The organism is Streptomyces clavuligerus, assembly GCF_005519465.1.
Classification (GTDB): domain Bacteria; phylum Actinomycetota; class Actinomycetes; order Streptomycetales; family Streptomycetaceae; genus Streptomyces; species Streptomyces clavuligerus.
Genome location: NZ_CP027858.1, coordinates 1,115,871 through 1,132,099, shown reverse-complemented (window position 1 = coordinate 1,132,099; position 16,229 = coordinate 1,115,871). Strand labels below are relative to the sequence as shown.

Annotated in this window: 13 protein-coding genes; 8 read left to right on the top strand and 5 right to left on the bottom strand. The window is 73.4% G+C overall.

Annotated elements, in window-relative coordinates; translation table 11 throughout:
* The first annotated feature begins 283 nt into the window (after positions 1–283).
* Positions 284–1,321 carry a septation protein SepH gene (sepH, locus tag CRV15_RS04565; protein WP_003955569.1) on the top strand — a complete coding sequence of 346 codons (1,038 nt, stop codon included), beginning with the start codon at positions 284–286 and terminating at the stop codon, positions 1,319–1,321.
* An 87-nt stretch (positions 1,322–1,408) separates the two neighbouring features.
* Here the strand turns inward: sepH and CRV15_RS04560 are convergent, their stop codons facing one another.
* Positions 1,409–2,773: a pyridoxal phosphate-dependent decarboxylase family protein gene (locus tag CRV15_RS04560; RefSeq protein WP_003955570.1), complete on the bottom strand. Its 1,365-nt coding sequence runs from the start codon at positions 2,771–2,773 to the stop codon at positions 1,409–1,411.
* Between the two features lie 63 nt (positions 2,774–2,836).
* The gene (locus CRV15_RS04555; protein ID WP_003962170.1) at positions 2,837–4,219 is read right to left on the bottom strand and encodes a glutamine synthetase family protein; all 1,383 of its coding nucleotides are present in this window, start codon (positions 4,217–4,219) and stop codon (positions 2,837–2,839) included.
* A 391-nt stretch (positions 4,220–4,610) separates the two neighbouring features.
* On the opposite strand from CRV15_RS04555, the gene CRV15_RS04550 reads away from it, so the two are divergent.
* The 4 genes from CRV15_RS04550 to CRV15_RS04535 all read left to right on the top strand — a co-directional run bounded on the left by CRV15_RS04550 (position 4,611) and on the right by CRV15_RS04535 (position 8,876).
* Positions 4,611–5,420 (top strand): acetoacetate decarboxylase family protein, encoded by an 810-nt coding sequence (locus CRV15_RS04550; RefSeq protein WP_003955573.1) that lies wholly within the window; start codon positions 4,611–4,613, stop codon positions 5,418–5,420.
* 163 nt (positions 5,421–5,583) lie between these two features.
* Positions 5,584–7,056 carry an aldehyde dehydrogenase family protein gene (locus tag CRV15_RS04545; RefSeq protein ID WP_003955574.1) on the top strand — a complete coding sequence of 491 codons (1,473 nt, stop codon included), beginning with the start codon at positions 5,584–5,586 and terminating at the stop codon, positions 7,054–7,056.
* A complete protein-coding gene (locus tag CRV15_RS04540) occupies positions 7,049–8,050 on the top strand; it encodes a DODA-type extradiol aromatic ring-opening family dioxygenase (RefSeq protein WP_003955575.1) in 1,002 nt (333 codons plus the stop codon). Before CRV15_RS04545 ends, CRV15_RS04540 begins: the two co-directional genes overlap by 8 nt.
* A 1-nt stretch (position 8,051) precedes the next feature.
* Positions 8,052–8,876, top strand: a complete 825-nt coding sequence (locus tag CRV15_RS04535; protein WP_003955576.1) for a fumarylacetoacetate hydrolase family protein — start codon at positions 8,052–8,054, stop codon at positions 8,874–8,876.
* A 36-nt stretch (positions 8,877–8,912) separates the two neighbouring features.
* Here the strand turns inward: CRV15_RS04535 and CRV15_RS04530 are convergent, their stop codons facing one another.
* The 3 genes from CRV15_RS04530 to CRV15_RS04520 all read right to left on the bottom strand — a co-directional run bounded on the left by CRV15_RS04530 (position 8,913) and on the right by CRV15_RS04520 (position 11,368).
* Positions 8,913–9,623, bottom strand: coding sequence for a gamma-glutamyl-gamma-aminobutyrate hydrolase family protein (locus CRV15_RS04530; protein ID WP_003955577.1), 711 nt, complete (start codon positions 9,621–9,623; stop codon positions 8,913–8,915).
* A 95-nt stretch (positions 9,624–9,718) separates the two neighbouring features.
* On the bottom strand, positions 9,719–10,300 hold the full coding sequence (locus tag CRV15_RS04525; RefSeq protein ID WP_003955578.1) for a MarR family winged helix-turn-helix transcriptional regulator: 582 nt from the start codon (positions 10,298–10,300) through the stop codon (positions 9,719–9,721).
* Positions 10,301–10,507: 207 nt separating this feature from the next.
* Complete coding sequence (locus CRV15_RS04520) at positions 10,508–11,368, bottom strand: ParB/RepB/Spo0J family partition protein (RefSeq protein WP_230864175.1); 861 nt, start codon at positions 11,366–11,368, stop codon at positions 10,508–10,510.
* Positions 11,369–11,530: 162 nt separating this feature from the next.
* Between CRV15_RS04520 and CRV15_RS04515 the strand changes: the two genes are divergently transcribed.
* The 3 genes from CRV15_RS04515 to CRV15_RS04505 all read left to right on the top strand — a co-directional run bounded on the left by CRV15_RS04515 (position 11,531) and on the right by CRV15_RS04505 (position 16,139).
* A complete protein-coding gene (locus tag CRV15_RS04515; protein WP_003962173.1) occupies positions 11,531–15,034 on the top strand; it encodes an AfsR/SARP family transcriptional regulator in 3,504 nt (1,167 codons plus the stop codon).
* A gap of 77 nt (positions 15,035–15,111) precedes the next feature.
* A complete protein-coding gene (locus CRV15_RS04510; RefSeq protein WP_003955583.1) occupies positions 15,112–15,528 on the top strand; it encodes a cell division protein SepF in 417 nt (138 codons plus the stop codon).
* Positions 15,529–15,812: 284 nt separating this feature from the next.
* A complete protein-coding gene (locus CRV15_RS04505; protein ID WP_003955584.1) occupies positions 15,813–16,139 on the top strand; it encodes a nucleotide pyrophosphohydrolase in 327 nt (108 codons plus the stop codon).
* Positions 16,140–16,229 lie beyond the last annotated feature (90 nt).

The window sequence follows — 16,229 nt, the reverse complement described above, 5'->3', positions numbered from 1 at the left end:
CCGGATGGCCCGAATGGAGTACTGTGGCGAACCCTGGGCCCTGGCCCCCTCAGGGGGGTCCGGACCTGGGAAGGGGGCCGAAAGCGGCGCTCGAACCGGCGGCGTCTGGTATCGCTGGGTTGCCTGTGCGCAGAGTGACAATGGTTACTCTGAGTGTAAATGGGCAACCTTGCCATAGCGGCGTTCCAGGGCCAGTGCCCGACACGCCGGGCAACTCGGCAAGGTTGTGGCAGGCTGCACCCGGGCAGGCCACACTCGACTAGCGGAAGCAGCGACGCAAAAGGTGACGTCGGCAGGCACCACCCGGGAGGTCCCCATGCCCGAACTGCGTGTCGTGGCCGTCTCCAACGACGGCACACGACTCGTGCTCAAGGCTGCCGACAGTACGGAGTACACCCTCCCCATCGACGAGCGGCTGCGGGCCGCCGTCCGCAACGACCGCGCTCGCCTCGGGCAGATCGAGATCGAGGTCGAGAGCCACCTCCGCCCCCGGGACATCCAGGCCCGTATAAGGGCGGGCGCGTCCGCCGAGGAGGTCGCCCAGCTCGCCGGGATTCCCGTGGAGCGGGTGCGCCGCTTCGAGGGGCCGGTGCTCGCGGAGCGCGCGTTCATGGCGGAGCGGGCCCGCAAGACCTCCGTCCGCAGGCCAGGCGAGAACAGCGGGCCGCAGCTCGGCGAGGCGGTGCAGGAGCGGCTGACGCTGCGCGGCGCCGACAAGGACACCGTGCTGTGGGACTCCTGGCGGCGCGACGACGGCACCTGGGAGGTGCTGCTCGTCTACCGGGTCGCGGGCGAACCGCACTCCGCGAGCTGGACCTACGACCCGCCCCGGCGGCTCGTCCAGGCCGTGGACGACGAGGCGCGCGCCCTCATCGGCGAGACCGACGACACCCTCGGCTCGCAGGAGCCCAGCTTCCCGTTCGTCCCGAGGATCGCCCGGCTGCCCCGGGACCGGACGCCCGAGCGCGCGCTGCCCCCGGCGGCGGACGACACCGAGGACCGGGACTCCCTGACGAGCCTCCTGGAGGCCGTACCGAGCTTCCGGGGCGACCTGGTCGTCCCCGAGCGGACGCCGGAACCCCCGGCGGTCGCCGACGAGGAGACGGAGAGCGAGGAGTCGGTGGCCCCGGCCGCGTCGGCGGGCGCCGGATCGGCGTACGCCGACGTCCTCATGCCGCGCACGGTGGCGGGCCACCGGGACCGGCTGATCGGGACCACGGACCGGCAGGCCGAGGCCGACGGCGTCCGCCCCGGCCGCCGGGCCGCCGTACCGAGCTGGGACGAGATCGTCTTCGGCACCCGCCGCAAGAAGCAGGACTGACGCGGACGGAGAAGCGGGACCGACGCACACGGTGGGCGGGCCGCACCCCTCGGGGCGGCCCGCCCACCGTTGCCGCGCCCCGCGCCGTCAGCCCGCGGTGGCCAGCCGCTCCAGCCGGTCGTGCAGCTCGTCCACCCGGTGCTCCGACTCCGGCTTCATCAGCACGCTGCGCAGCACCCGGGCCCCGTCCTTGTCCGCCGCGACCCCGGGGTGGCGGGCGGAGAACGCGTCGGCCGAGGCCCGCAGGGTGCTGATGAAGACGGGGTCGTCCTCCGTCATGCCCCGGTGCAGCATCCGTTCCGCCGCCGCGTCGACCGCCGAGAAGGCGAGCGGGTCGGTCCGCGGGAAGTAGCTGACGATGTCCAGCTCCGGCGGCTGGTACACCTCCAGCACCTCGGACGCTTCGAGCAGCGCCGACCAGCGCAGCGCGGCCCGGCGGCCCGCGCCCAGCACCCGGCCGAGGCCGTCGGGCGTGGGCGGCAGCAGCCGGAAGGTCAGCCAGAGCGCGGCGGCGGCGGCCCCGGCGCGGGAGCACTCCAGACTGATCTCGCCGAGGTGCAGCTCGGCCGAGGTGAAATAGGTGTACGGCGAGTCGTGCAGATAGAACCGGCCCACCTCGGGGTCGGCGAAGAGCACCGCTCCGCAGCCGTAGGGCTGAAGCCCGTGCTTGTGCGGGTCGATGACCACCGAGTCGCAGCCCGCCACGGCCCACCAGGGCCCGGCGGGCAGCCCCGCCTCGCCCTCCGCCCCGGCCAGCAGGGTGAAGAACCCGCCGTAGGCGGCGTCGACGTGGACCCGCACCCCGTACCGTTCGCGCAGCGGCAGCACCCGGTCGACCGGGTCGATCGCGCCGAGTCCCGTGGTGCCCGCCGTGAGGACGACGGTGCCGATCCGGCCCGTGCGGAGCAGCTCCTCCAGGGCGTCCACGTCCATCCGTCCCCGGTCGTCGACGGGGACCGTATGGCCCTCGATACCCAGGACCCGGCACATCCGGCCATGGGTGTAGTGGGCCTCCTCGCTGTAGGCGACCCCGAGGTCGGGGTGGAGCTCCCGGGCGACGAACAGCGCCTCCAGATTGGCGATCGTGCCGCTGGTGGTGAGATGGCCGAGATGGGTGGCGAAGCCGAACATCGCCGCGAGCTGGGCCACCACCTCCCGCTCCATCGCGGCGGTCGCCGGACCCCCGTCCAGCGCGTGGTTGTTGGGGTTGATCAGCATTGCGGCCGTATAGCCGACCACGGCCGCCGGGTGCGGCGGCTTGAGCATCTGACCGGCGTACCGGGGGTGGAAGAAGGGGTAGTTGTCCTTGAGGCGCTCGGTGAACTCCCCGAACGCCTCGGCGAACCGCCCGTCGTCCACCGCCAGCGAGGGGTGCGGCTCGTACGGCCCGTATCCCGCCGCCCACTCCTGGTGCGACCGCGCGGCCTCGCGCAGCCAGTGCTGAAGATCCATGGGTGTCTCGTGTTTCCCTTCGTACGGTGGTACCGGCGGCGGGCCCCGGGCGTCGGGCGGGGCTCAGAGCATCCCGGTGTACTCGCGGAACTCCCAGTCCGTGACCGCGCGTTCGAAGCGGGCCAGCTCGGCGCGTTTCATGGCGGTGAAGACCTCGGTGAAGCGGGGGCCGAGAAGCCGGGCGAGCGCGCTCGACGCGGCCAGGGCGTCGAGCGCCTCCCGGAAGGTCGCGGGCAGCGGGGGGCCGCCGCCGGTGCTGCCGGGGGCGAGCGGAGGCGGCGGCCGAAGGCCCCGTTCGACGCCGTCGAGTCCGGCGGCGAGCAGCGCCCCGATGACGAGATACGGGTTCGCGGCGCCGTCCGCCACCCGGATCTCCAGCCGGGTGCCGTCGCCGCGCTCCGGCGGGATGCGGACGTAAGCCGTCCGGTTGTCCCACCCCCAGTCGGCGGTGGTGGGGGCGAGGGAGCCGGGTGCCGCGAGCCGCTTGTAGGCGTTGACGGTGGGGTTGAGCACGGCGGTGAGCGCGGGGGCGTGCTCCAGCACCCCCGCGAGGAAGGACCGGCCGAGCGCGGAGAGGCCGCCGTCGTCGGCGGGGTCGGCGAAGACGTTCGTCCCCCCGTCGTCCACGAGCGAGAGGTGGACATGGTGTCCGCTGCCCGCGGCCTCGCCGAAGGGCTTGCCCAGGAAGGTGGCGCGCAGCCCGTGGACGGCGGCGATCTCCTTGACGGCGTACTTGAAGAGGAAGGCGCGGTCGGCTGCCGCCAGCGCGGGGCCGTGGGTGTGGTTGATCTCGAACTGGCCGCCGCTGAACTCCTGGTTGCCGCCCTGGACGCCGAGCCCGAGCGCACGGCACGAGCGCAGCAGCAGGGGCAGCATCCGGTCCGGGTCGTGGCTCGCCCCGACGGTGTACCCGGCGGTGTCGAACGTGGTGTAGCGCCGCCAGCCCAGCGGCGCGGACGGGTCCGGGGCGAGGAGATAGAACTCCAGCTCGGGGGCGGCGACGGCGCGCAGTCCGCGTGCGGCGAGCCGTTCCGTCTGCCGTCGCAGCAGCCCGCGCGGGTCCAGGGCCAGCGGCGGGTGGCCGGGGGCCGCCTCCAGGACATCGGCGAGGACGAAGGCGGTGCCGGGTGCCCAGCCGGGGAGGGTCAGGGTGCCGGCGTCGATCCGGGCGTGGGCGTCGGGCCAGCCGCCGCCGGAACTCTCCGGCAGCTCCAGGGGGTTTCCGGCGAGGTCGGTCACCATGACGGCCTGGCAGAAGGAGAGTCCGGGGTCCTCGAACCGGTGCAGTTCGTCGAGGTGGATCTCCTTGCCGCGGGCGACGCCGTGGAGGTCGCTCCACAGCACCCGGACGAGGTCGACGCCCTCGTCCGTCAGCCCGGCCCGGAGCGCGTCGAGCCGGGCGGGCGGCGGTGGGTCTGGGGCCGGGGGAGAGGGGCGATGGGACACGGTGTGCTCCCTTCCGGTGGTCCGGACGGCCGGGCGCCGACCGATGCTGAGCGAGCGGGCCGGGCGGTGGAGGCGGTGACCGGTGGCCGGGGCCGTGCGGATGCCCGTACGGAGATCCGTGCGACGGCGCCGGTGCCGGAGGTCCGTCCCCGCGGGCCCGGCAGATGATGTTTGGGATCAAACGGGTTGACCGCCCAAGGTAGGGCCCGCCGGGGCGGCCTGGCAAGCCTCTCGTACGCCCGGCCGGGGCCCGGGGCCGGGGTGTCCGGGGTGCGGGGGCTCGGTCCGGCCGCCGGGGCCGGGGTCTTGACGGCTGTCGGGCCGCTATGAATATTTGAACCCAAACAAATTGCCTCCGAGGCGAGGAGACGCCGTGCCGCGAGGAGACACCGTGCCGCAGCCCCGTGGTTGGTTCCATCCCAGGACGGCGACCGGACGCGCGTCGCTGATCCCCGCGCCGCCCTGGCACTACTCGGGGGACCTGCTCACCGTCGAGTACCGCACCGACCCGGAGCGGGTGCGCGAACTCCTGCCCGCGCCGCTGGAGCCGGTGGCCGACGACCCCGGCGCGGTCGCCGTGATCTGGGCGGACTGGCAGTCCTGCGGCGACTCCCGGGAGGAGCTGCTCGACCCCGTGCGCTCCCAGTACCGGGAGACCTTCGTCGTCGTGCGCTGCTCCTACCGGGGCCGGATCTACTCCCGCTGTGTCTATATCTGGGTGGACAAGGACTTCGCGATCGCCCGCGGGCTCCACCAGGGCTACCCCAAGAAGTTCGGCTCGATCCATCTGACCCGGCCGCACCCGTACGGGCCCGCCCCCCGGCCCGGGGCGGGCGCGCGCTTCGGGGCGACCCTGGCCGCCGCCGACCGCAGACTGGCGCAGGCGGTGGTGACCCTGCGGGAGCCCTCGGAGAGCGGGGGCTTCGTCAACGCCCATCCGATGGCGCACCACCGTCGGCTCCCCGCGATCGAGAAGGGGGGCGGACTCGCGCTCGACGAGCTGATCGCGTCCGGCGCCGCGTCGTTCGAGGCGGGCCCGGCCTGGCGGGGGGAGGCGGAACTCGACCTGTTCGACGCGCCGACGGAGGAACTGGCGCGGCTGGAGGTCCGCGAGCCGATCGCCGCCTACTGGCGGCAGGTGGGGGTGGTCTGGGACGGCGGCACCCTGCTGGAGTCCGGCACCTCCGGCACGTCGGTGTGACCGCTCCACCCGGGCGGGCCGGGGCCGCCCGTGACGGTCGCTCAGGGGGGAGCGCCCGCCCCGCCCCCGCCGTGCCGTTGCCCCCGCCCCCGTACCGGACCCGACCGGGGCGCCTGGGCGCGGGCGCCGTCCCATCCGACCCCCCTCCGCTGGAGCCGCCGCCATGACAGCCCGTACGACCACCGTCGCCGACGTCCCCGTGGACACCCGCCACTGGATCGGCGGGCGGCGTATCGCCTCCGCCGAGACCTTCACCACCGTCTCGCCCGTCACCGGCGCCCCGCTCGCCGAGATCTCCCGGGGCACCGCCGCCGACGCGGACGCCGCCGTCGCCGCCGCACGCGACGCCTTCCCCGGCTGGGCCGCCACCGACCGCGCCGAGCGCGCCCGGCTGCTGCACGCCGTCGCCGACGGGGTCGAGGAGCGCATCGACGCACTCGCCGCCGTCGAGACCCTCGACAACGGGGCCCTGCTCCGCTCCCACCGGCGCGGGGTGATGCCCCGTGTCGCGCACAACTTCCGCTTCTTCGCCGACTGGCTCATCGGCCTCGGCCACGACGACTTCGACACCAGGGGCCACACCAACCACATCTCCTGGGACCCGGCGGGCCCCTGCGCGCTGATCACCCCCTGGAACGCGCCCCTGATGCTCGCCACCTGGAAGGTCGCCCCCGCGCTCGCCGCCGGGAACACCGTGGTCCTCAAACCCGCCGAGTGGTCCCCGCTCACCGCCTCCCTCCTCGCCGACATCACCGCCGCCGCCGGGCTGCCGCCCGGGGTCCTCAACGTCCTCCAGGGGTACGGGGCGGAAGCGGGACACGCCCTCGTCTCCCACCCCGGGGTCCGCCGGATCAGCTTCACCGGCTCCGTGCCCACCGCCCGCCGGATCACCGCCGCGGCGGCGGAGCACCTGACCCCCGTCAGCCTCGAACTCGGCGGCAAATCACCCCTCCTGGTCTTCGCCGACGCCGATCTCGACCTCGCCGCCGATCTCGCCGTCGAGCAGTACGACAACGCTGGACAGGTCTGCCTCGCCGCCACCCGCCTCCTCGTCGAGGAGGGCGTCGCCGAGGAGTTCACCCGCCGGCTCACCGAACGCATCGGGCGGCTGCGGCAGGGCGACCCCCGGGACGGGGCCACCGACATCGGCCCGAACATCCACCCCCGTCAACTGGAACGGATCGACGGCTTCGTCCGGCGGGCCGTCGCCACCGGGGCGCGCGTCCTCGCGGGCGGCGGCCCCCACACCGGTCTCGGCGGGCTCCACTACCGGCCCACACTGCTCACGGACGTCGCCCAGGACAGCGAGATCGTGCAGGAGGAGGTCTTCGGTCCGGTGCTGACCCTCCAGACCTTCACCGGGGAGGACGAGGCCGTCCGCCTCGCCGACGACACCCGGTTCGGGCTCGCGGCCACCCTCGTCACCGGTGACCCCGAACGGGCCGCCCGGGTCTCCTCGCGTCTGGTCGCCGGGACGGTCTGGGTCAACTGCTTCTTCGTCCGCGACCTCCGGGCGCCCTTCGGCGGCTCCCGCGCGTCCGGCGTGGGCCGGGAGGGCGGCACCTGGTCCTTCGACTTCTACTGCGACCTCAAGAACACCGTCACGGCACCGAAGGGCTGGCACGACCATGGGTGAGATCGTCGGCGCGGGGCTGCTCTCGCACGTCCCCACCATCGTCCTCCCGGAGAGCAGCCGCAGAGCGCTGAACGAGGGCCGGGAGATCACCCTGGTCACCGGGTTGCGTCGGCTGCGCGAGGAGGTCTTCGCGGGTGACGGCTACGACACCGTCGTGGTCCTGGACTCGCACTGGGCCACCACCGTGGAGTTCGTCGTCACCGCCCAGAAGCGCCGCGCCGGGCTCTTCACATCGGACGAGCTGCCGCGCGGCATGTGCCGGGTGCCGTACGACTTCCCGGGCGACCCCGAACTCGCGCACGCCGTCGCGGGCTTCGCCGGGCGGCACCACACCTGGATCACCGCCATCGACGACCCGTACCTCCCCATCCACTACGCGACCCTCAACCTCTGGCGCTATCTCGGCGAGGGGCTGCCCGGCAAGCGCTGGATCACCGTCGGGGTCTGCCAGACCGGCGACATGGAGGACCATCTGCGGCTCGGCCGGGCCCTCGCCGACGGGATCGCGGCCACCCCCGGCCGCCGGGTGCTCCTGATCGCCTCCGGCGCGCTCTCCCACACCTTCTGGCCGCTGCGGGAGCTGCGCCACCACGAGTCCAGCGACCCCGCGCACCTCTTCTCCGCCGAGGCCCGCGCCGCCGATCTGGAACGGATCGCCTGGTTCAGGGAGGGCCGCCACGACCGGGTGCTGCGGACCATGCGGGACTTCTGGAGGGTCCGGCCCGAGGCGAAGTTCTTCCACTATCTGATGATGATCGGCGCACTCGGCGAGGAGGCGTGCGCGGCGGGTGCCCGGCAGTACGGCGAGTACGAGAACTCCATCGGCACCGGACAGGCGCATCTGTGGTTCGACCGCCCGGCGGGCGGCTGGACCGTGACGGCGGCCGACACCGGGAACGGGAGCGGGGACGCGCCCGGGACCGGGACCGGAAACGGAAGCAGAAACGGAAACGGGAAGCGGCCGAGCGCGGCCCAGGACGAGCAGGAGAGCTGAGATGCCCGAGTACCGCCGTATCCTCCTCGAAGGCGCCGCGGTCGAGACCGTGCGCGACGGTGACGAACTGGTGGCGCCGGACGGCCGCCGGGTCAGGACGGAGCACGCCCGGCATCTGCCGCCGGTGCTGCCGTCGAAGATCGTCGCCGTGCATCTGAACCACCTCAGCCGGGTGAAGGAGTTCGGCGCCCGGCTGCCCGCCGCGCCCACGTACTTCCACAAGCCCACCACCACGCTCAACGCCCACCGGGGCGCCGTGGTCCGGCCCGAGGGCTGCCACTGGCTCAACTACGAGGGCGAGGTGGCGATCGTCATCGGGCGGAGCTGCCGCAACATCGCCCCGGACGAGGCAGCGGAGTACATCGCGGGCTACACCGTCGCCAACGACTTCGGCCTCCACGACTTCCGCGACACCGACGCGGGCTCCATGCTCCGGGTGAAGGGCTCCGACACCCTCTGCCCGCTCGGTCCCGGCCTCGTCACCGACTGGGACTTCCGGGGCAAGTCGCTGCGCACCTACGTCAACGGCACCCTGGCCCAGGACGGCAGCACCGACGAGATGCAGTGGGACATGCACTACCTGGTCGCCGACATCGCCCGCACGATCACCCTGCTCCCCGGCGACGTCCTGCTCTCGGGCACCCCCGCGAACTCCCGCCCGGTGCTCCCCGGCGATGTCGTCGAGGTGGAGGTGGAAGGACTCGGCAGTCTCACCAACCACATCGTCACCGGCCCGACCCCGATCCGCACGGACGTCGGGGCCCAGCCGACGGAATCCGACGAGGTCCTCTCCACCGCCCTGGGCGGTGACTGGGAGCACCGGTGATGTCCGAAGAGCGCATCACACACACGCCAGAGCACATCACGCACACGCCTCGATGAGCGTGTCGAAAAGGCGTTGCTGGGACGGGTCCTGCGGAGCTGTGTCCTCCGGGTGCCACTGGACCGCCATCATCCAGCCCCTGGAGCCGTCCAGCTGCATCGCCTCCGGTGTGCCGTCACCGGCGCGGGCGGTGATGCGCAGGCCCTCGCCCGGCCGGTCCACCCGCTGGTGGTGGTAGCAGGAGACCCGGGCCTGCCGGGTCCCGAGCACCCGGGCCACCGCCGAGCCCGGCTCCAGCCGGACCGGGTGCACCAGGTGGCGGTGGTCCCGTTCGGTGCCCATGTCCTGCTGAAGGGTCCCGCCCAGCACGGTGTTGACGAGCTGGAGCCCCCGGCAGATCGCGAGCAGCGGCAGCCCCGTCCGCAGCGCCTGTGCGGCGATCTCCAGGTCGAAGCCGTCCTGTTCCTCGTTCATGTCGTACAGCCGCTCGTGCCGGGTCCCGTCGCCGTAGCGGCTCGGGTCGAGGTCCCCGCCGCCCGGCAGCACCACCCCGTCGAAGCGGGCGAGCCGGGCGGCCACGTCCGCGGGGCGGGCCAGGCCCCCGGGCGCGTACGGATGGATCGTCACGGGCTCGCCGCCCGCGCGCCACACCGACTCGACGAGGGCGCGGGCGCTCACCTCGGCGGCGTACCGCAGCGCGGACGCGGAGGAGGCGAAGCGGGCCGGGATCGCGATCAGGGGTCGGGGCACGGTGCGCTCCCTCGATACTGTTTGAGGTCAAACGACACCGGGATGGTAGGCCCCGCCCGGCGCCCGGGCAAGGGGTCTGCCACCGGGACCGGGTGTTACGGCGCCGTCGGCCTCGGACGCCGTCCGCTGCGGCGCCGCACGGGCGGCTCCCCGCCCAGCAGTTCCGCCCGGCGCGCCTCGCCGTGCGTCTCGATCTGGACCACGACCGTCCGCAGCGCGTCGGCCGTCCGCCGGCACTCCTCGTCGCTGAGCTGCCCGGCGACGAACACCTCTTCGTCGTTGAACTCCGGGAACAGACTCCGCATCAGCTCCTCGCCCTTCTCGGTGAGGGCCAGCAGCACCCGGCGGCCGTCCGAGGGGTGATCGGTGCGGCGGACCAGACCGCGGGACTCCAGGGTGCGGGCGACCCCGGTCAGGGTGCCCTTGGAGATCCCCGCCTCCATGGCCACGAGCCGGGTCTCCATCTCGCCCCAGATCCAGACCACCCAGAGGACCACGAAGCCGGTCCAGGTCAGATCGGAGCCGCGCAGAACGGAGTTCTCCACATGCTGGCGGACCGCGGCGGCGGCCCGGTGGATATTGCCCACCATGGCCATCTGGTCATGCCGGATCGGTGTGTCGCCCAGCTTGGCGCGGATCATCCGCTCGGTCTCGGCGATGGGGCGCTGACCGGGCACGAACCCTCCTTGGATCGGACCCCGACGCCGTGTCCGGAGTCGTACGGGAGCACAGTGTAGGTCCGGGCCCGGCCGCGTCCCGGCGGCGGGGCGGGGAGATCCGCGACCGCGCCGCCGCCGGGCACGGGAAAACCCCGGCCGGTGCGGTCCGGCCGGGGTCGGTACCCGGTGCGCGGGGCGGCTGTACCCCAGAGCCGCCCCGGTGGCTCAGGCGCGGCGCGGGGCCACCAGCCGGGCGGCCCGCGCCTCCTTCTCCGCCTCCTGCCACAGCCTGCGGAGCATCCGGGCCCGCTCGGCCGGACGCATCCGGGAGATCGCGATCTCCGCGCAGGCGACGCCGTCCGCCCAGGGCATGGTGAGCATGGTCCGCTGCCGGGGGATGGCCGCCAGCGGATTGGCCCCGGCCGCGTGGTGCCGCTCCGCCGCGCGCGACTCGGTGGCCGCGGCGCGCGCGTCGGCCCGCTGCTTCTGCTGCTGCGGGCTGAGCCGGGACAGATTGCGCACATGGACCACCTTGCGGCGGCCCGCGAGCAGATCGGCCTGCAACTCGGGCCCCAGCTCCAGCACGGAGAGCTTGGAGGAGATCGTCGACTGGGCGATCCCGAGCCGCTTGGCGGCCTTGTTCTGGGAGCCGTAGAACTCCACCAGCTTCTTCAGCGCGTACGCCTGCTCCAGCGGGTTCATGTCGTCGCGGTGCACATTGGCGACGAAGGCGGCTTCGAGCAGCGAACGGTCGGTGGACACCAGCGCGTCGTCCACGCTGACCCGGACCCGGGCCAGCCCGGCACGGCGGGCGGCCTCCAGCCGACGGTGGCCGTCGACCACGATGTACCGCGCGCCCTGGGCAATCTCGGTCGCCCGCGAGGGCCGTTCGTTCACATAGGCGTCGACGGAGGCCACGGTAATGGCGTTGACGAGGCCGATCTCCCGGATGCTGGTCGTCAGCGGCTCCAGGTCGCGCAGTGCTTCCCGTGGATTGTCAGGGTTCTGACCGATCCAGCTCAGTGGCAACTCCGACGGCTGTTTGAGAGAGGCGTCGGAGCGGGTCTGTCCATGCTTGGTGGACATCTCTGAGGACATACTGATGGAACCCTTCCTCTTGCCTGCCGCCCGGTTTCCCCGCTTTCCAGCCGGGCAGAATGGCAGACTCGCAGGGTCCACCGGCCACAGCCTGGCCATGACCTTGCCAATCGCTTGCCACAGGGCAAGGGATTGCAGAGGATTGCAGGTATGACCGATGGGGGAATGAGGTTTCGCGTCCTGGGGGGCCTGGAGTGGCACCACCGGGGAGTCCCGCTCCGGATCGGCCGCCGACGGGAGAGACTGCTGCTCGGTCTGTTGCTCCTGGACATCAACAGGGTCGTGCCGGGGCACCGGCTGATCGATCTGCTCTGGGACGACGGTGAGCCCCCGTCGAGCGCCCGCGGCAGCCTTCAGGTCCATGTCTCCCGTCTCCGCGGTCGCTTCCACGAGACACAGGCCCCCGAGCACGGCTTCGTCCTCGCCAGGGCCAGCGACGGCTATCTGCTGGAGGGCGATCCGCTCGCCGTCGACCTCCACCGCTTCCGGGCGCAGGTCCAGCGGGCGGAGCGGACGGACGACCCCGTCGAGCGGCTGCGGGTCATCGAGGGGGCGCTCGCCGACTGGGGCGGCCCCGTCCTCGCGGGCACCGCGTCCGACACGCTGGTCCGCAGGCTCGGCACCGGCTTCGACGAGCTGCACCTGTCCGCGATCACCCAGCGCGCCGAGGCCCGGCTCGCGCTCGGCCAGCGCGGACTCGTCCTGGAGGAGCTGGCCCGCGCGACGGCCGAACACCCGCACCACGAACGCCTCGCCATGCTCCGCATGATCGCGCTCTACCGCGCCGACCACCGGGGCGAGGCGCTGGAGGTCTACCACGAGATCCGCACCCGGCTCGCCGAGGATCTGGGCCTCGACCCCGGCACCGATCTGCGCCGGGTCCATGAACTCGTGCTGCGCGCCGCCCCGGAGCTGCTGATCTCCTCCGTGCTGCCAGGCCAGGACCGCGGCGCCCCGGTCGACACCGGCCGGGGCGGCGGCGACCCCCTCGCCCGCCCCCGGCAGCCCGTCCGCCAGGCGCACCCCGCCCGGCCCCCCGGCGGCGACGGCCGCACCCCCGCGGGGGAGGGCGCCCGCGCCGATCTGGCACCCCCGGCCACCCCCTCCGGCTGGAGCGGCCCCGGGCCGCAGCCCACGCCGGAGGGACCCTTCGGCACCGAGGCCGAGACCCTGCACCGCACCTCCAGGACGGGCGCGTTCATCGGCCGCGCCCAGGAGCTGGAGGAGCTGACCATGCTCGCCGCGGGCGCCCGCGGCGGCTCCGGCGTCGTGATGATCGTGGGACCGGCGGGCAGCGGCAAGACCGCGCTCGCCCTGAGGTGGTGCCGCACCGCCCGCGAGGCGTTCCCCGACGGGCAGCTCTTCCTCGATCTGCGCGGCCACAGCGACGAACGCCCCATGGGCGCCCGGGAGGCCCTGTCCGGGCTGCTGCGCGGCCTGGGCATCCCCTACCAGGACATTCCGTTCAACCCCATGCAGATGGCCGAGCTGTACCAGCGCACGCTCGCGTCCCGCCGGGTCCTCATCGTCCTCGACAACGCGGAGTCCGCCGACCAGGTCCGGCAGTTACTGCCGTACGAGGCGGGCTGCCTCGCCCTGGTCACCAGCCGCAACCGGCTCGGCGCGCTCATCGTCAGCCATGGCGCGGCGATGCTGCCGCTGCGGCCCCTCGCGTCCGACGAGGCGGCCGAACTGGTCCGCTCGGTGGTCGGCAGGGCGCGCACCGAGGCGGAGCCCGAGGCCCTCGCGGATCTCGTCACCATCTGCGGCCGGTCGCCGCTGGCCCTGCGGATCGCGGCGGCCAACCTCGCGCTGCGCCGCGACTTCCGGATCGCCGACCACGTCAGGGATCTGCGCTCCGGCAACCCCCTGGAGAGCCTGGCCGTCGCGGGCGACCCCGACTCGGCCGTCCGCCGCGCCTTCGAACTCTCCTACTGCCGGCTCGACCCGGCGGCGGCGGAGGGCTTCCGGCTGCTCGGACTGCTCCCGGGCCCCGCGACGACGGTCGCCGCCGTCGCCGCCCTGTGGGGCCGCGCGGTCCCCCCCACCGATCAGCTCCTGGACCGACTCTTCGCCGAGCACCTGGTGGAGCGCACCGGACAGGAGCGGCTGCGGCTGCACGATCTGATCTGGTGGTACGCCCGTCTCCTCGCCGACGCCGAGAAGACCGGGGCCGAGCGGCGCGAGGCCCGCCACCGGCTGCTGCGCTGGTACGCGGCCTCGGCGGACGCCGCCGCCCGCAGCCTCTATCCGCAGATACTGCGTCTGGACGTCGAGCCGCTGGACGAGCAGGCGCGGCCGGAGACCTTCGAGGGGCCGCAGCAGGCCGCCGAGTGGTTCGACGCCGAACATCTCGACCTGGTGAAGCTGATCGAGAAGGAGGCCGCCGGGAGCGAGCCCTGCCCGGTGGTGTGGATACTCGCCGACACCCTCCGCGGCTACTTCTGGCTCCGCCGCCACGCCGACACCTGGGTCGGGGTGGCCGGTGCCGCCCTGCGCGCCGCCCGGGAGGCGGGGGACGTCCGGGGACAGGCCGCCGCCCACCAGAGCCTCGGGCTCGCCACGTTCACCCGGGGCGACCTGGAGCTGAGCCGCGGCCACTTCGAGCGCGCCATCGAACTGGCCCGCCGGATCGGCTGGGGCGTCTGCGAGTCGGTCGCGCTCTCCAACCTGGCCGGGGTCTCCGCCGACCTCGGACTGCTGAGCCAGGCCGCCGAGTACTACGACCAGTCCATCACCCTCGACCGCAGCCTCCAGCGCACCCCGCACCAGCCGCTCCAGGGGCTGAGCGAGGTGCTGTACGGGATGGGACGGCTGCGCGAGGCGGAGCGGCTGTGCCGCAGGGCACTCGCCCTCTCCCGGAAGATCTCCGCCCCCGACAGCATCGCCCGGATCGGCACCACGCTGGCGCTGATCTCCGTGGACCTCGGGGAGCTGGAGACCGCCCACGACCTGGCGACCGCCTCCCGCAAGGGCTTCCAGGACATCGGCAATCTCGCGGGCGAGGCCGAGGCGGTCTGCGCGCTCGCGATGATCGCCGCCGAGGGGGGCAACGGACTGGCGGCGCTCCGCTCCGGGCTGCTGGCCTGCCGGTTGAGCCGCAAGGCCAACCGGCCGCGGCTCAAACTGGACGCCATGCTGGTCATGGGGCACGCCCGCTATCAGCTCGCCCAGTACGAGCGGGCCTACGAGCACTTCCGGATCGCCCGCAGGACCGCCGAGGAGATCGGCTATCTCAAGGGCCGCACCATGGCGCTGCTGGGACTCGGGGTCTGCGCGGCCCGGTTCGGCCGTCCGCTGGAGGCGCTGTGCCACGCGGGTGCGGCGCTCGCCCTCGCCCAGGAGTCCCAGCTCCGGCTGTTGGAGGGGCAGGCCCAGTCGGTCATCGCGCTGGCCCACGCCTCCCGGGGCGACCTCGCGGGCGCGGGGCGGGCGGGGCGCCAGGCCGAGGCCATCCACCGGGCGACCGGCTACCGTCCGGTGCACTCGCCGTACGCGGGTCCCGTCGGCGGCGGTCTCGACGCGGCCGAGCGGTCCGAGGTGTTCCGCACCTGGCAGGCGACCGCCGACCTGGACGCGGATCTGGACGCGGACCTGGACGCCGGGCTGGACGCCGACGCGGAGGCGGAGCCCGAGCGGCAGCCGCTGGCCTGAGACGGCCCGCGCGGAACGGCCCGTTCCGGACCGTGTCGGTGTTGGGCCGAACGGGTGAGGGGCGCGAAGATAGGTGTATGAGTAGGTACGAGAGGTACGACGTCACCGACGAGCAGTGGGAGGGCCTGGCCCAGGTCGTTCCGCTGCGCGGGCGCAACGAGTGGCCGTCGAGGGTCGATCACCGCGCCGTCGCTCCCCAGGAGCCGGTGGTGGAACAGCGCCGGATGGTGGTGCTCCGGGTACAGGTCTTCTCCGACGCGCGCGAGGTGGCCGAGTATCTGATCGGGCAGGTGCCGGTGCTGCTGGACCTCACCGCCGCCGACGCCGATGTCGCCAAGCGCATCCTGGACTTCAGCAGCGGGGTCGTCTTCGGTCTGGGCAGCGGGATGCACCGGGTGGACCGCAATGTGTTCCTGCTCGCCCCCGCGGGCATGGAGGTCGACGGGGTCACCGGGGACACGAACACCCTCACCCGGGCGCTCCGCGGCTCCTGAGCCCCCGCCGGGTCCGTTTCCCCGGCCGTCGGTCCACTCTCCCGGGCCGCCCCGGATTGTTCTCCTGAGTCGCCCCGGTCCCGGTCCCGGTCCCGGTCCCGTCCTGCCGCCCGTCCGCCCGGCCGCCCGTCCACTCGTTTCCCGGCCGCCCGGTTCCCGGCCGCCCGGTTCCCGGCCGCCCGGTTCCCGGCCGCCCGGTTCCCGGCCGCCGGGAGACGGCAGGACGGGCGGAACGGGTGGACGGGGCGCAGGGGTTGTCGGTGCCCGGTGATAGACCTGATGCTGTGACAGAGACACCTGATCTGGCGGAGCTCCAGCACCGGCTCGCCGCCTTCGCGGCCGTACGCGGCTGGGGCCCCTACCACACCCCCAAGAACCTGGTGACGGCGCTCGGCGTCGAGGCGGCCGAACTCGCCGAGATCTTCCAGTGGCTGACGCCCGAGCAGTCGGCGCGGGTGATGGACGACGGGACGACCGCGCACCGGGTCCGGGACGAGGTCGCCGATGTGCTCGCGTACCTCCTCCAGTTCTGCGAGGTGCTCGGTGTGGACCCGCTCACCGCGCTCTCCGAGAAGATCGACCGGAACGAGAAACGCTTCCCGGTGACGTGAGTTCGAGGTGGGAACAGGGTGATTTCGGACTCCGCGCCCTCGACGATCAAGAGATTGTCACTCTTCGGAGTCAAAAGATGATCAACTAAC

Excerpts from the sequence above, each read along its gene's own strand:
- CRV15_RS04560 (WP_003955570.1), bottom strand. The coding sequence starts at position 2,773 with ATGGATCTTCAGCACTGGCTGCGCGAGGCCGCGCGGTCGCACCAGGAG.
- CRV15_RS04540 (WP_003955575.1), top strand. The coding sequence starts at position 7,049 with ATGGGTGAGATCGTCGGCGCGGGGCTGCTCTCGCACGTCCCCACCATC.
- CRV15_RS04535 (WP_003955576.1), top strand. The coding sequence starts at position 8,052 with ATGCCCGAGTACCGCCGTATCCTCCTCGAAGGCGCCGCGGTCGAGACC.
- CRV15_RS04510 (WP_003955583.1), top strand. The coding sequence starts at position 15,112 with ATGAGTAGGTACGAGAGGTACGACGTCACCGACGAGCAGTGGGAGGGC.
- CRV15_RS04545 (WP_003955574.1), top strand. The coding sequence starts at position 5,584 with ATGACAGCCCGTACGACCACCGTCGCCGACGTCCCCGTGGACACCCGC.
- CRV15_RS04515 (WP_003962173.1), top strand. The coding sequence starts at position 11,531 with ATGACCGATGGGGGAATGAGGTTTCGCGTCCTGGGGGGCCTGGAGTGG.
- CRV15_RS04520 (WP_230864175.1), bottom strand. The coding sequence starts at position 11,368 with ATGTCCACCAAGCATGGACAGACCCGCTCCGACGCCTCTCTCAAACAG.